The sequence below is a fragment of the Rhodococcus sp. Leaf225 genome (assembly GCF_001426145.1).
GTDB lineage: Bacteria > Actinomycetota > Actinomycetes > Mycobacteriales > Mycobacteriaceae > Rhodococcoides.
Map to the genome: position 1 here is coordinate 186,889 of NZ_LMRN01000019.1, position 14,150 is coordinate 201,038.

Consider the following 14,150-nt stretch of genomic DNA (forward strand, 5'->3'; position numbering starts at 1 on the left):
CCGGTCCCTACAGTGAGCGGATGACCATGTCGACGCTGCGTACGCGTCTCACCGGATCCACCGTCCTCGTCACCGGCGCGAGCTCGGGCCTGGGTGCCGATTTCGCACGACGCTTCGCGTCCCTCGGGTGCGACGTCGTGCTCGTCGCGCGGCGACTCGATCGCCTCGAGGAGCTGGCTGCGGAGATCTCCTCCCGGCACGGTGTCACCGCCACCCCGATCGCCGCGGACCTCGCCGTGCCCGGTGCGGGATCGGCGCTGAAGGCGACTCTCGGTCACCGCGGCATCACGGTGCACTCGCTGATCAACAATGCGGGATTCGGGACGCACCAGCCGTTCGTCGAGGAGGATCCGGTGACGCTCGGCAACGAGATCGCCGTGAACATCGCTGCTGTCGTCGATCTCTCGCGTGCGTTCCTGCCGGGCATGATCGAGCACGGCGCGGGTGTACTGGTCACGCTCGCGAGCACGGCGGCGTACCAACCGCTCCCGGGAATGGCCGTCTACGCGGCGAGCAAGGCGTTCGTGCTCAGCTTCACCGAGGCGTTGGCCGTCGAGACTCGCGGGACCGGCGTCACCGTCATGGCGGTCTCGCCGGGTCCCACCGAGACCGAGTTCTTCGAGGTGCTCGGCAGCAAGGACGCCGCGTTCGGGAAGATGCAGACGTCGGAACAGGTCATGGACACGACGTTCGCGGCGCTCGCGGCCAAGCGGCCCCCGGCCTCGGTGGTGTCCGGAGTGAACAACAAGCTGCAGTCGGCCGGTGTGCGGTTGCTCCCACGTCGCGCCGCCCTCGAGGTCACCGCCAGAATGTTCCGTGAGTAGTCGGCTGGTCGAACGACCTCAGCGCCGACTGAACTCGGAGGCCCGCTGGATCTGCTCGGTGCGCAGGCGCACGCCGGTGTACAGCGCGAATTGCTCCGCGGCCTGCAGTGCCACCACCTGCGCACCGGTGATCACGGGCTTTCCGGCGGCGCGCGCCGCGACGATCAGCGGTGTCTCTGACGGCACCGCGACCACGTCGACGACGGCGCGAGCGGCGGCGATCTGCTCGGTGGCGAACGGCAGCGCGTCGGAGTCCGGACCGCCGGCCATCCCGACGGGTGTCACGTTGACGAGGACGTCGGCCGAGACGTCGTCGGCGGTGGCCGACCAGCCGTAGCCGTACTTCTCGGCGAGAGCCGGTCCGGTTCTCTCGTTGCGCGCCACGACAGTTCCCGTGGTGAAGCCCGTGTCCCGCAGCGCGGCGACGACGGCCTTGGCCATGCCGCCACTGCCCGTGACCGCGACCGACCACGACGGGTCGAGACCGGCCTCCCGGACGAGGTCCGCGACGGCCTGGTAGTCCGTGTTGTAGGCGTGCAGCACGCCGTCCTCGTTGACGATGGTGTTCACCGAGTCGATCGCGGACGCCGAGTCGTGCATGACGTCGACGTGCTCGATGCAGGCCTCCTTGAACGGCATGGACACTCCGCAGCCGCGGATTCCGAGCGCACGGATTCCGGCGACGGCCGCGGGGAGGTCGGTGGTGGTGAACGCCTTGTAGACGAAGTTCAGATCCAGCTCGTCGTAGAGGTAGTTGTGGAACCGGGTCCCGATGTTGCTGGGCCGCCCCGACAACGACATGCAGAGCTGGGTGTCTTTGGTGAACACACGCGACATGACGGGCAGCGTAACGGTTCCGGCGACGGCTCGGGTTCGGACGGAGTCAGGGGCAGGAGTTCGACACCGTGGTCAGCACGTCCCGGTCGGCCACCGTGACGGGAAGCCCGTACCGGACGGCCACCGTGAGGAACCGCCCCGCGTAGTAGCAGTGGTACGCGCCGTTGGGAGGCATCCAGTCCGAGGGGGTCTTGTCGCTCTTCGACTGGTTCTCCGCACCCGAGACGGCCATGAGGTTGTACGTGATGTCGTTGGCGAAACGGATACGCTGATCGAGCGGCCACTGCCATGCGCCCATGTCCCACGCCGCCGCCAGCGGGTAGGTGTGGTCGATCTGCACGTCGCCTGCGCTCTGCTTGCTGAACGGCAGCACCGATCCCGTGAACGGATCGTTCAACGATCCCGCCACGACGACGCAGTCGTTGGTTCCCGGCCGGAACTGCACGTCTGTGAGCGCGAGCTGCAGCACGTTGTCGCGGGTGCCGCAGCCGTCGTGTCCGCCCGGACCGTCGTAGTCGTCGGTCCAGGCGGGACCGAACACGCATCCGTCCCCGGCCTTGCAACTGCGCTCGTACCCCGGCACGTCGGGCCGGGAGTCCACGACGGCGACCTGCGCGAGCAGTGACTCGATCGTCGTCGCGGGGGGACTGCCCGGTGCGGGAGTGGGCGCGCCCAGCAGCGTCGAGCAGCCGGTGAGGACGGCCAGGACCATCGCGGCGACGAGCGCGGACGCGAGACGCCGCGTCGGCCGGGTCGAGGAGAAGGTCACGAGGAGCGAGTATGCCGGGTGGGTCCGACAGGACGCGGGACGTTCTGCACAGGCCTCGCAGTGATTGGATGGCACCATGCTCCACGGCCTCTGGACCCCCGGTCGAGGCCTGATGTTGTGGGAGGACGACGACGCCCCGAGCGGCGACCGTCACTCGGCCGACACGCCGGAGCTCCCGCCTCACCTGGCCAAGGTGATGTCCCGACGGATGCGGCACCGTGCCGACGTCACCCTGCCGACGCCGCGCGGACACGTGGCGGTGTCGATGCCGTCGATCGCGCTGGCGCCGGCGGACGCAGCGGAACTGCTGTTGCGCGTTCCGCCCCGCCACCCCGCGATCTCCGGTGATCTGCGCTATCTCGCCCTCGTGGTGGCCGGGGTGGAGCGGTGGGTCCGTGCTGCGCGGGTGGTCCCGGTGCAGGTGCGGTTCGAGTCGCAGTGGTGGGTGCGGTGGCGACTGGTCGGAGGGGAGCCACAGCGCGCGTGGCGCGCGGAACTGGCGGCCGCGATGCCGCCGGTGCAGAGTGCGGAGGGCGGTGCGCGCGCCGTCCTCGACGACCTGCTCGCCGAGGTGACGGATCCGATCGTGCGCCGCGTCATCGGACGCCCCGGAGTCGAGCATCCGCTCCTGTGGTCCCTCGTCGAGGAGGAGCCGTACGAGGAGGGATCGGCTCGCTCCGAGGCGGCACTGGAGCAGTGGCGGGCGAGCTTGCGCGGCGACGAGCCCGAGCTGGTCCTGCGGCTCACCGAACCGGACGACGACGAGGAGACCGGGGAGCCGTTGTGGCCGCTCGAGGTGTTGCTGCGTCCGGACGGTGAGGCGCCGACGCCGGTGGTGGTGCACCGCGGCGGCGGCGCGCCCGGTGCACACGTCGGCGGAGCGCCGGGTGTGCGCGACGCGGAACTGTTCCGGGTCGCGGTGGCGAAGCTCGGCGAGGCGATGGCCGCGTACGAGCCGCTGCGCTCGATGGCGACGGACACCGGCTCGCTCGACATGCTGTTGCCCACGGCGGCGGTGACCGACTTCGTACTGCACGGGGTCGAGAAGCTGCGTGCCGTGGCGGTCGGGGTGCTGCTTCCGCGGGCGTGGAGTCGCCTCGACGCGTCGTTGCGGCTGAAGGTCGACTCGCCGCCGTCGCCCACCGCGGAGAACCGGGCGGTGGGGTTGGACGAGATCGTCTCGTACGACTGGCAACTGGCCATCGGCGACATGGAACTGACGCCGGAGGAGATGACCCGGCTCGCGTCGACGAAGGGCGACCTGGTGCGACTGCGCGGCACCTGGGTGCAGGCCGACGGAACCGCCCTGAGCCGCGCGATCGAGTACGTGAAGAAGCAGAACCGGGACCGCGCCCTGCCGCTCGCCGACGTGCTGGGGCAGTTGTCCGCCGAGAAACCGCCGCCGGTTCCCGTCGAGCGGATCGAGGCCACCGGCTGGGCGCAGAAGTTGCTCGACCCGGACCGCCGGCCGGAACCGGTGGAGGTGCCCGACTCGGTGCACGCGACGCTGCGGCCGTATCAGCAGCGCGGTGTGGAGTGGCTCGCCTTCATGAGTTCGGCCGGCCTCGGGGCGGTACTGGCCGACGACATGGGGTTGGGAAAGACGCTGCAGCTGCTGGTTCTCCTGGCGCACGAGCGATCGGTGACACCGACGTTGCTCGTCGCGCCCATGTCGGTGGTGGGCAACTGGCAGCGCGAGGCGGCGAAGTTCGTGCCGACCCTGCGCGTGCTGGTGCACCACGGGCCGGATCGCGCGACGGGGGACGACCTGACGGCTGCGGTGCGCTCGCACGATCTGGTGGTCACGACGTACGCATTGTTGGCCCGCGACGTGGGCGAACTGTCGGCGCAGACCTGGCGACGGGTGGTGCTCGACGAGGCCCAGCACGTCAAGAACAGCAGCACGGCGCAGGCCCGCGCGGCGCGGGCGATTCCCGCGGCGCACCGGATCGCGCTGACGGGCACGCCCGTGGAGAACCGGTTGGACGAGCTCCGGTCGATCTTCGACTTCTGCAACCCCGGCATCCTGGGCACCCCCGCCACGTTCCGGGCACGCTTCGCGATCCCGATCGAACGCGAGAAGGAGGAGACCGCCGTGGCCAGGTTGCGCTCCCTCACGTCACCGTTCGTTCTGCGACGGGTGAAGACCGACAAGACGGTCATCGCGGATCTGCCCGACAAGTTCGAGATGACCGTGCGCTCGAACCTCACCGCCGAGCAGGCGAGCCTGTACCAGGCCGTCGTCGACGAGATGATGCGACAGATCGCCGAGAGCGAGGGCATGGCGCGCAAGGGTGCGGTGCTCGGCGCACTGACCCGGCTCAAGCAGGTGTGCAACCACCCTGCGCACTTCCTCGACGACGGGTCGACGGTGTTACGTCGTGGCAAGCACCGCTCCGGCAAACTCGCACTCGTGGACGACATCCTCGACTCGGTCCTCGGCGACGGCGAGAAGGCGTTGTTGTTCACCCAGTTCACGGCGTTCGGCTCGATGGTGGCGCCGTACCTCGAACGCCGGTTCGGCGTTCCCGTCCCGTTCCTGCACGGTGGTGTGAGCAAGGGCCGACGGGACGCGATGGTCGAGGAGTTCCAGTCCGCCAGCGGTCCTCCGATCATGGTGCTCTCGCTCAAGGCGGGTGGCACCGGCCTCAACCTGACGGCCGCCAATCACGTGGTGCACCTGGACCGGTGGTGGAATCCGGCGGTGGAGAACCAGGCGACGGATCGCGCGTTCCGCATCGGCCAGCGCAAGGACGTCCAGGTGCGCAAGTTGTTGTGCGTCGGCACCGTGGAGGAGCGCATCGACACCATGCTCACCACGAAGAAGGATCTGGCCGATCTCGCGGTGGGCTCCGGCGAGAGTTGGATCACCGAGTTGTCGACGGGGGAGTTGCGCGATCTGCTCACGCTCTCCGAGGACGCGGTGGGCGACTGATGGCGCAGTTCGACCAGTTCGGCCCCCGGCGGCGGATCCCGGACGGCATCGCGGCGAAGACCTCTCGGGGCGCCTTCGGTCGCACGTGGTGGGGCAAGCAGTTCGTGGAGACCATCGAGTCGATCGCCGACGCCGGGCGGCTCTCGCGCGGACGGACGTACGCCCGCGGCGGGCAGGTGATCTCCCTCGAACTCCGGCCGGGGCGGATCGACGGCGACGTCCAGGGCAGTCAGGTGGAGCCGTTCTCGGCGTCCGTGAGCATCGCTGTCCTGGATCCGTTCGACATGGACGCGCTGATGTCCGACGTACAGGAGTCGCCCGGCATGCTGACCGAGCTCGCCTCCGGCTCGGTTCCGCGGGCGCTGGGGCCGCGGCTGCTGCTGTCGAGTGCGTCGCAGCTCGATTTCGACTGCACCTGCCCCGACAGCGGGTGGCCCTGCAAGCACGCCGCGGCGCTGACGTATCTCGCCGCGGAGCGGATCGACGAGGACCCGACCCGCCTGCTGGCGCTGCGCGGAGTCGACCTCGATGCCCTGGTCGGGTTCGTCGAGGACGCGGAGGCGACGGTCGATCCGGACGATCACTTCGGTGACGCGACGACGCTGCCCGCGCTGCCGGACCCGCTGTTCTCGCCGGCGTCGGACGATCTCGAGGCGTCGTTGCTGCGCATCGCGTTGCGGACTGCGGACGTCGACGAGCGCGGGGTGCGGTCCGCGATGGCAGAGCTCGATGCGCTCTATCGGCGGATGGGCGGGGCGTGATCCTGGACATACATGGACGTCCGACTATAGGATCACCTCACTCAACGACGACGAAGGTGGATCCGTGACCCGAGAACTGACGCACTACATCGGTGGACAGCACGTGGCGGGGGAGTCGGGCCGTTTCGCCGACGTCTTCGACCCGAACACCGGCGAGGTGCAGGCCCGCGTTCCGCTCGCCAGTACGGCGGAGGTCGAGGCGGCCGTGGCGAACGCCGAGGAGGCGCAGGTCGAGTGGGCGCTGCAGAACCCGCAGAAGCGTGCCCGCGTCCTGATGCGCTTCCTGGCCCTGATCAACGAGAACATGGAGCCGCTCGCCCAGTTGCTCTCGTCCGAGCACGGCAAGACCGTGGCCGACGCCAAGGGCGACATCCAGCGCGGACTCGAGGTCGTCGAGTTCGCCACCGGCATCCCGCATCTGCTCAAGGGTGAGTTCACGGCGAGTGCCGGAACGGGTATCGACGTGTACTCGATGCGTCAGCCTCTCGGTGTCGTCTCCGGCATCACCCCGTTCAACTTCCCCGCGATGATTCCGCTGTGGAAGGCCGCGCCCGCCATCGCCTGCGGCAACGCGTTCATCCTCAAGCCGTCCGAGCGGGACCCCTCCGTGCCGCTGCGGTTGGCCGAACTCTTCCTCGAGGCCGGTGGCCCTCCCGGAATCTTCAACGTCGTCAACGGTGACAAGGAAGCAGTCGACGCGATCCTGACCGACCCCCGCGTCAGCGCGGTGGGCTTCGTCGGCTCCACGCCCATCGCCCAGTACATCTACGAGACGGCGGCGGCGCACGGCAAGCGCGCCCAGTGCTTCGGCGGAGCGAAGAACCACGCCATCGTCATGCCCGACGCCGATCTCGACGAGGTGGCCGATGCGCTGATCGGTGCCGGCTACGGCAGTGCGGGTGAGCGCTGCATGGCCATCTCCGTGGCCGTGCCCGTCGGCGAGGAGACCGCGGAGGCCCTGCGCGCCAAGCTGGTCGAGCGCGTCGAGAAGCTCAGCGTCGGACGCAGCGACGACGCGGGCAGCGATTTCGGACCGCTCATCACGGCCGAGGCCGTCCAGCGCGTCACGGACTACGTGCAGATCGGTGTCGACGAGGGAGCGGACCTGGTGGTCGACGGCCGAGGCTTCTCCCTCGCCGGCCACGAGAACGGGTTCTTCACCGGCGCAACGCTGTTCGACAAGGTGACGACGGCCATGCGCATCTACAAGGAGGAGATCTTCGGACCGGTGCTGCAGATCGTGCGTGCGGCCGACTACGAGGAGGCCCTGCGCCTGCCGTCGGCTCACGAGTACGGCAACGGTGTCGCGATCTTCACGCGCGACGGTGACACGGCGCGCGACTTCACCGCGCGGGTCAATGTCGGCATGGTCGGCGTCAACGTTCCCATTCCGGTGCCGATCGCGTACCACACCTTCGGTGGCTGGAAGCGGTCCGGATTCGGCGACCTCAATCAGCACGGCCCGGATTCGGTGCGGTTCTACACCAAGACCAAGACGGTCACCCAGCGGTGGCCCAGCGGCCGCAAGGAAGCTGTGGCGCAGAACCACTTCGTCATCCCGACGATGGACTGACGGTGGCGGACATCTTCGCGCTCGACGAGGACGAGCGCGCGATCAGCGAGACGGCAGCGGATTTCGCCGCGGAGTTCCTCGCTCCGAACGCCGTGGAGTGGGACCGGACCAAGCACTTCCCGGTCGACGTCCTGCGCAAGGCCGCCGCACTCGGTATGGGCGGGATCTACATCGCCGAGGACGTCGGCGGCTCCGGTCTGCGCCGCGTCGACGCCGTGCGGATCTTCGAGAAGCTCGCCGCAGGTGATCCGTCGATCGCCGCGTACCTGTCGATTCACAACATGGTGGCGTGGATGATCGACACCTACGGCTCCGACGATCAACGGCGACAGTGGCTTCCGGCTCTGTGCTCGATGGAGACACTGGGCAGCTACTGCCTCACCGAACCGGGCGCCGGATCCGACGCGGCCGCGCTGTCGACCAAGGCGGTGCGCGACGGGGACACCTACGTCCTGAACGGCGTGAAGCAGTTCATCTCGGGTGCCGGCGAGTCCGCCGTCTACGTCGTCATGGCACGCACCGGCGGGCCCGGCCCGTCCGGCATCTCCGCGTTCGTCGTCGAGAAGGACACGCCGGGACTGTCGTTCGGCGCCAACGAGGCCAAGATGGGCTGGAACGCGCAGCCCACCCGCCAGGTGATCCTGGAGGACGTCACGGTGCCGGCCGAGAATCTGCTCGGCGGCGAGGGCAACGGGTTCCGCATCGCGATGAACGGTCTCAACGGCGGTCGCATCAACATCGCGGCCTGTTCGCTGGGCGGCGCGACGGCGGCGTTCGACGCCGCGGTGTCCTACCTCGCCGACCGTCGTGCGTTCGGATCACGGCTGCTCGACGCGCAGGCACTGCAGTTCCGCCTGGCCGACATGCGGACAGATCTCGAGGCGGCCCGGGTCCTGCTCCTGCGGGCCGCGAGTGCTCTCGACGCCGATGCTCCCGACAAGGTGCAGCTGTGTGCGATGGCGAAGAAGTTCACCACCGACGTGGGGTTCACCGTGGCCAACGACGCGCTCCAGTTGCTCGGTGGCTACGGCTATCTCAGTGAGTACGGTCTGGAGAAGATCGTCCGCGATCTCCGAGTGCACCAGATCCTGGAAGGAACGAACGAGGTCATGCGAATCGTCATCGCCCGATCGGTGGTGGGTGCCGCGTGAGCGACACCGCCGCGGAGAACTCCGACGTCCTGCTGACGGTCGACCGCGGGGTCGCCACGGTCACCCTGAACCGGCCGCGCGCGATCAACGCGCTCAGCCACGCGATGGTGCGCGACATCGACGCGGCTCTCGTGCGGTGGGAGGACGACCCGTCGGTGCGCGCCGTGCTGATCACCGGCAACGGGGAGCGCGGACTGTGCGCCGGCGGCGACATCGTCGCGATCCACGACGACGCGAAGGCGAAGGCGGGCGAGAACTGGCCGACGGGGTCCGCCACCGCGCAGTTCTGGCGGGACGAGTACGTCATGAACTCGCGGATCAACCGGTACGGCAAGCCGATCGTCGCTCTGATGGACGGTGCGGTGATGGGCGGCGGAGTGGGAATCTCCGCTCACGCGACGGTCCGCATAGTGACGGAGAAGTCGAAGGTCGCGATGCCCGAGGTCGGCATCGGCTTCGTTCCGGACGTCGGCGGGACGTATCTCCTCGCCCGGACGCCCGGCGAGATCGGCACCCACCTCGCGTTGACCACCGCGCGCATGACGGCGGGCGACGCCGTCGCTGCCGGATTCGCCGATCACTTCGTGCCCACCGAGGATCTGCCGGCGTTCGTCGAGGCCCTGCACACGGGCACCGTCGACACCGCGCTGTCGCTCGTCTCGCCCGTTCCCGAGTCGGCTCTGGCGGCGCAGCGTGAGTGGATCGACGCGGCCTACACGGGCGACGACGCGGCGAGCATCGTCGCTCGGTTACGTGCCGACGGCCGTGATGAGGCCGTCGCTGCGGCCGACGCGATCGAGGCGAAGTCCCCCACGTCGGTGGCGGTCACGCTCCGCTCACTGCGCCGCGCGGCCGCGGCGTCGTCGCTGGACGAGGTCCTCGACGACGAGTACCGCGTGTCCATCGCCTGCCTGGACAGCCCCGACCTCGTCGAGGGCATCCGCGCGCAGGTGGTGGACAAGGATCGTCGACCGCGCTGGCGGCCTGCCCATCTCGATGACGTCACCACCTCCGACGTCGATCGTTTCTTCGCACCGCTCGGCGACGCCGAGTTGGGTCTGACATCCGCTGCGGCGGACTCCGTCTCGAAAGGACCACAATCGTGAGCACCGTGATCGCCTTCCTGGGGCTGGGGCACATGGGCGGGCCGATGGCGGCCAACCTCGCCGCGGCCGGCCACGACGTCCGAGGCTTCGACCTCGTTCCCGCCTCGCTCGACCAGGCGCGGGAGAAGGGCATCACGGTCGCCGAGTCGGCCGCCGACGCCGTGGCGGGTGCCTCGGTGGTGGTGACGATGTTGCCCAGTGGCAAGCACGTCCTCGACTGCTATGCCGACGTCGTCCCCGCTGCCGGCGCCGGCACGCTGTTCATCGACTCCTCGACCATCGACGTGGCCGATGCCCGTACGGCGGCCGACGTCGCGCGGGCCGCGGGCCACCGCGCCGTCGACGCTCCCGTCTCGGGCGGCGTCGGTGGAGCCACCGCGGGCACGCTGACGTTCATGGTCGGGGGCGACGACGCTGCCGTCGCCGAGGCGAATCCGCTGCTCGAGATCATGGGTCGCAAGATCGTGCACTGCGGACAGAGCGGCAACGGCCAGGCGGCCAAGCTGTGCAACAACATGATTCTCGGGGTCTCCATGATCGCCGTCAGCGAGGCCTTCGTGCTCGGGGAGAAGCTGGGGCTGACCAATCAGGCACTGTTCGACGTCGCCAGCACGGCATCGGGACAGTGCTGGGCGTTGACCACCAACTGTCCCGTTCCGGGACCGGTGCCGACGAGTCCCGCGAACAACGACTACACGCCGGGATTCGCCGCCGCGTTGATGCGCAAGGATCTGGGTCTCGTGTCGGAGGCCGTGCGCGCCAACGGTGTCGAGGCGCAGCTGGGCATGCTGGCCTCGGCGATGTACGAGGCGTACGCCGCCGAGCACGGGGACAGGGACTTCTCCGGCATCGTGCAGGACATCCGTGAGCGTTCGGGCGGTACCGCGTGAGCGACGTCGGGACGCCGACAGTGGAGACGCAGCAATTCGAGACGATCACGGTCGAGACCAGGGGCCGCGTCGGCGTCATCACGCTGAACCGGCCGAAGGCGCTGAACGCGTTGAACTCTCAGCTGATGACCGAGGTGGTCGAGGCTGCCGTGGCGTTCGATCGTGATCCGGCGATCGGGGCGATCGTGGTGACCGGTTCCGAGAAGGCGTTCGCGGCCGGTGCCGACATCAAGGAGATGCAGTCCAAGACCTACATGGAGGTCTACACGCAGGACTTCTTCTCCGAGTGGGACGCGTTCGCCGCAGTGCGCACACCGACCATCGCCGCCGTGGCGGGTTACGCCCTCGGTGGGGGTTGCGAGCTGGCCATGATGTGCGACATCTTGATCGCAGCGGACACGGCTCAGTTCGGCCAACCGGAGATCGCTCTGGGGGTGATCCCCGGAATCGGTGGCTCCCAACGGTTGACCCGTGCCGTCGGCAAGGCCAAGGCCATGGAGATGTGTCTGACCGGCCGCAAGATGGGCGCCGAGGAGGCGGAGCGAGCAGGGCTCGTGTCGCGGATCGTGCCGGCGGCCGATCTGCTCGCCGATGCGCTGGAGACGGCCGAGACGATCGCCGCGAAGTCGCTGCCCATCGCTGTCATGGCGAAGGAAGCCGTGAATCGGGCGTTCGAATCGACTCTGGCGGAGGGTGTTCGGTTCGAACGTCGCTTGTTCCACTCGACGTTCGCCACCGACGATCAGACCGAGGGCATGACCGCCTTCACCGAGAAGCGTCAGCCGGTGTTCCGCCACCGCTGATCCGGCCGTACCGAGATCCGGTGCGACACTCCTCGCCCGAGCGAGGGGAGTGGCACCGGATCTCTGCTGTCACCAGCCGGACGTGTCCTCGTCGTCGAAGTCCCCGGCGCGCCGCCGGACCCCTGCGAGGATGGACACCAGTCTGTCCAGATCCGCACCCGCGACTCCGGGGAGCCCGAACACGCGGTCGTTGAGATCTTCCGTCGCCTTGACCGCCAATTGCCGTCCCGCCTCGGTGATCTCGACGAGTGTGGTGCGGCGATCCGTGGGGTGCGGTACCCGCGTGACCAGGTCCGCCTTCTCCAACCTGTCGACGGCGTTGGTCACCGAGGTGGGATGGACCTGCAGGCGTGCGCTGGCTTTCGCCATCGGCAGGGCGCCGGTCTTCGTGAAGGTGAGCAGGGTGAGCAACTCGTAGCGAGCGAAGGTCAGCCCCGTGGGTTTGAGGACCTCTTCGACGCGCGCCATCATGATCTGTTGGACGCGCATGATGGACGTGACCGCGGCCATGCCGTCGGCGGCGTCCGACCATCCGTGGCGGATCCACTGACGGTGAGCTTCCGCGATGGGGTCCAGCGGAAGCTTCGGCGCTGACGACATGGGTCGATCTTCCCACGTTCGCACGGTGGATCGACTCGGCGCACGACCGAGTCGATCGCCACATCCGTCACATCTGCATCATGCGACACTTTGGTATCAATGCAGTCTCGACGACCGTGACCTGACGAAACCCGTGATCGAATCGGACCACACGGTTCCCACGGGACCGCACGCGCATCTCGATCCCGAGATCGTCGACCCCGAGCCATTCAGGAGCATGCATGCGTACATTCCGTCGGCCTCGTCGAACGGTGGCCGCCCTGGCCATCGCCTGCGCCGGAGCGCTCGCGCTGCCGGCCGTCGCCTCTGCCGATCCGGCACCCGCTCCGGACCCGTTCCAGCAGGCGCTGGCCACTCTCGAGGGATCCGCTGAGCCGGGGGACGTCGCCCTCGAGGCGGCGCGCGCCGTGCTGGGTGCTGCACCGTCGGTCGATGTCGCGGAGCCCGCCGGTACGAACCCGCTGGCGCTGCTGGACGCTGCGAACGGACTGCTCGGCGGCTTCGGTCTCACGCCGTTCTTCTACCCGACGGCCGCGATCAACTGCTCCGCGCTCCCGGGTGCGCCGCTCGGCATCGTGCCCGCGGTCGCCGGTTCGGCTCCCGGCCCGTACACGCCGAAGGTGCCGGGTGTCACCATTCCGACACTGCCCGGGATCGACACCACGATCGCCGATCCGGGCGAGACGCTGTACGCCTTCGTTCCGGCGCCCGGCGGCATCGTGAACGACGGTGCGAACAAGTCCGGCATGCAGGTGGCGTGGTTCAACGTCAACACGCTGAAGGGTGGCTTCGCCGACATGGGTGGTCTCACCGACGTCGTCCTCGCGGAGATCATCGAGCCACTGGGTGAGCCGTTCCGTTCCATCGGACGCGACCTGCTGACGAACAACCTCTCGAAGTTCCCCAACGCCGGTGTGCGCCTGGCACCCGTCGCCACGGGCTCGGGCACCGTGTTGTCGGCGATCTTCGGCCAGGTCTCGCACGACGGCAAGACCTGCGCGTTCTTCCCGACGGTGGGGCTCACGCAGGTTCCCTGACACCGGACGCACGAGAAGAACGGGCATCGACCGCTGTGGTCGGTGCCCGTTCTGCGTTACGGTCGCGGCATGACGGAGGGAACGGTGCGGGAGTGGCGAGCCGACGGGATCCACGGCGTCGTCCACGAACCTGCCGGCGCACCCGTCGCGACGGCCGTGCTCGCCCACGGTGCGGGAAGCAACTGCGACGCAGCGATTCTGGTGGCCGTCGCCAACGAGCTCGCGGACCGTGGGGTACTGACGGCGCGGATCGATCTCCCGTTTCGTCAGGCTCGGCCCAAGGGCCCTCCGAACCGAGCGGGCGCCGCCGCGGATCGTGCCGGTATCGCCGCCGCGGTGCGGGCGCTGGATGCGCGGGGACCGGTGATCGTCGGGGGTCACTCGTACGGCGGCCGTCAGGCCTCGATGCTCCTCGCCGAGAACCCCGACATCGCGGACGCTCTTGTCGCACTGTCCTATCCGCTGCACCCGCCGACGAAGCCGGACACCCTGCGGACCGAGCACTTCCCGGGCATCGCCGCGCCGACCGTGATCGTGCACGGCTCGCGGGACCCGTTCGCCACCGGCGACGAACTGCGCGAGCACACGGCGCGGATCGGGGGAGCGGTGACCATCGTGACTATCGAGGCAGCGGGACACGACCTGGCGCCTGCGAGGAAACCGACGGCCCGGCTGACGGCCGACGCCGTGATGACGGCGCTCCTGGCGAACGACTGACGTGCTCGCACCGGGCGAGTGATGGGTGCCCCCGGCAGGATTCGAACCTGCGGCCTTCCGCTCCGGAGGCGGACGCTCTATCCCCTGAGCTACGGGGGCGCACCGGAGCGAACTCCGATGTGCCGTTTCGGGCGGTGCCAACAGTAG

The 14,150-nt window shown here is 69.0% G+C and carries 13 protein-coding genes and 1 tRNA gene; 10 read left to right on the forward strand and 4 right to left on the reverse strand.

Going from position 1 to position 14,150, the window contains the following annotated elements; genetic code table 11:
- Positions 1 to 20 precede the first annotated feature (20 nt).
- A complete protein-coding gene (locus tag ASG69_RS13375) occupies positions 21 to 824 on the forward strand; it encodes an SDR family NAD(P)-dependent oxidoreductase (RefSeq protein ID WP_027507247.1) in 804 nt (267 codons plus the stop codon).
- A gap of 18 nt (positions 825 to 842) precedes the next feature.
- On the opposite strand, the gene ASG69_RS13380 is transcribed toward ASG69_RS13375, so the two are convergent.
- Together ASG69_RS13380 and ASG69_RS13385 are read right to left on the reverse strand one after the other, a co-directional pair.
- Positions 843 to 1,661, reverse strand: coding sequence for a shikimate 5-dehydrogenase (locus tag ASG69_RS13380; protein WP_027507246.1), 819 nt, complete (start codon positions 1,659 to 1,661; stop codon positions 843 to 845).
- 46 nt (positions 1,662 to 1,707) lie between these two features.
- The gene (locus ASG69_RS13385; RefSeq protein ID WP_056448586.1) at positions 1,708 to 2,373 is read right to left on the reverse strand and encodes an HNH endonuclease family protein; all 666 of its coding nucleotides are present in this window, start codon (positions 2,371 to 2,373) and stop codon (positions 1,708 to 1,710) included.
- A 133-nt stretch (positions 2,374 to 2,506) separates the two neighbouring features.
- On the opposite strand from ASG69_RS13385, the gene ASG69_RS13390 reads away from it, so the two are divergent.
- The 7 genes from ASG69_RS13390 (at position 2,507) to ASG69_RS13420 (ending at position 11,649) form a co-directional block, all read left to right on the forward strand.
- The gene (locus ASG69_RS13390) at positions 2,507 to 5,365 is read left to right on the forward strand and encodes a DEAD/DEAH box helicase (RefSeq protein ID WP_056448470.1); all 2,859 of its coding nucleotides are present in this window, start codon (positions 2,507 to 2,509) and stop codon (positions 5,363 to 5,365) included.
- A complete protein-coding gene (locus ASG69_RS13395; protein ID WP_037187418.1) occupies positions 5,365 to 6,126 on the forward strand; it encodes an SWIM zinc finger family protein in 762 nt (253 codons plus the stop codon). Before ASG69_RS13390 ends, ASG69_RS13395 begins: the two co-directional genes overlap by 1 nt.
- 64 nt (positions 6,127 to 6,190) lie before the next feature.
- Positions 6,191 to 7,699 carry a CoA-acylating methylmalonate-semialdehyde dehydrogenase gene (locus tag ASG69_RS13400; protein WP_056448473.1) on the forward strand — a complete coding sequence of 503 codons (1,509 nt, stop codon included), beginning with the start codon at positions 6,191 to 6,193 and terminating at the stop codon, positions 7,697 to 7,699.
- A gap of 11 nt (positions 7,700 to 7,710) precedes the next feature.
- The gene (locus tag ASG69_RS13405; RefSeq protein WP_027507241.1) at positions 7,711 to 8,850 is read left to right on the forward strand and encodes an acyl-CoA dehydrogenase family protein; all 1,140 of its coding nucleotides are present in this window, start codon (positions 7,711 to 7,713) and stop codon (positions 8,848 to 8,850) included.
- Entirely contained in the window at positions 8,847 to 9,956 is a 1,110-nt protein-coding gene (locus ASG69_RS13410) for an enoyl-CoA hydratase/isomerase family protein (RefSeq protein WP_037187413.1), read from the forward strand. The genes ASG69_RS13405 and ASG69_RS13410 overlap by 4 nt, the downstream gene beginning before the upstream one ends.
- On the forward strand, positions 9,953 to 10,846 hold the full coding sequence (mmsB, locus tag ASG69_RS13415) for a 3-hydroxyisobutyrate dehydrogenase (protein ID WP_056448476.1): 894 nt from the start codon (positions 9,953 to 9,955) through the stop codon (positions 10,844 to 10,846). Before ASG69_RS13410 ends, mmsB begins: the two co-directional genes overlap by 4 nt.
- 20 nt (positions 10,847 to 10,866) lie before the next feature.
- Positions 10,867 to 11,649 (forward strand): enoyl-CoA hydratase, encoded by a 783-nt coding sequence (locus ASG69_RS13420; RefSeq protein WP_027507238.1) that lies wholly within the window; start codon positions 10,867 to 10,869, stop codon positions 11,647 to 11,649.
- A gap of 69 nt (positions 11,650 to 11,718) precedes the next feature.
- Here ASG69_RS13420 and ASG69_RS13425 read toward each other — a convergent pair whose 3' ends face one another.
- Positions 11,719 to 12,249, reverse strand: coding sequence for a MarR family winged helix-turn-helix transcriptional regulator (locus ASG69_RS13425; RefSeq protein ID WP_027507237.1), 531 nt, complete (start codon positions 12,247 to 12,249; stop codon positions 11,719 to 11,721).
- A gap of 221 nt (positions 12,250 to 12,470) precedes the next feature.
- On the opposite strand from ASG69_RS13425, the gene ASG69_RS13430 reads away from it, so the two are divergent.
- Entirely contained in the window at positions 12,471 to 13,286 is an 816-nt protein-coding gene (locus ASG69_RS13430; RefSeq protein ID WP_056448478.1) for a hypothetical protein, read from the forward strand.
- A gap of 69 nt (positions 13,287 to 13,355) precedes the next feature.
- Positions 13,356 to 14,003 carry an alpha/beta hydrolase family protein gene (locus ASG69_RS13435; RefSeq protein ID WP_056448589.1) on the forward strand — a complete coding sequence of 216 codons (648 nt, stop codon included), beginning with the start codon at positions 13,356 to 13,358 and terminating at the stop codon, positions 14,001 to 14,003.
- Between the two features lie 26 nt (positions 14,004 to 14,029).
- Here the strand turns inward: ASG69_RS13435 and ASG69_RS13440 are convergent.
- A tRNA-Arg gene (locus tag ASG69_RS13440) sits at positions 14,030 to 14,102 on the reverse strand.
- Between the last annotated feature and the right edge of the window lie 48 nt (positions 14,103 to 14,150).

Bases quoted from the DNA above. Each gene is read 5' to 3' on its own strand.
- ASG69_RS13375 (WP_027507247.1), top strand. From the start codon at position 21: ATGACCATGTCGACGCTGCGTACGCGTCTCACCGGATCCACCGTCCTC.
- ASG69_RS13380 (WP_027507246.1), bottom strand. From the start codon at position 1,661: ATGTCGCGTGTGTTCACCAAAGACACCCAGCTCTGCATGTCGTTGTCG.
- ASG69_RS13385 (WP_056448586.1), bottom strand. From the start codon at position 2,373: ATGGTCCTGGCCGTCCTCACCGGCTGCTCGACGCTGCTGGGCGCGCCC.
- ASG69_RS13390 (WP_056448470.1), top strand. From the start codon at position 2,507: ATGCTCCACGGCCTCTGGACCCCCGGTCGAGGCCTGATGTTGTGGGAG.
- ASG69_RS13395 (WP_037187418.1), top strand. From the start codon at position 5,365: ATGGCGCAGTTCGACCAGTTCGGCCCCCGGCGGCGGATCCCGGACGGC.
- ASG69_RS13425 (WP_027507237.1), bottom strand. From the start codon at position 12,249: ATGTCGTCAGCGCCGAAGCTTCCGCTGGACCCCATCGCGGAAGCTCAC.
- ASG69_RS13430 (WP_056448478.1), top strand. From the start codon at position 12,471: ATGCGTACATTCCGTCGGCCTCGTCGAACGGTGGCCGCCCTGGCCATC.
- ASG69_RS13435 (WP_056448589.1), top strand. From the start codon at position 13,356: ATGACGGAGGGAACGGTGCGGGAGTGGCGAGCCGACGGGATCCACGGC.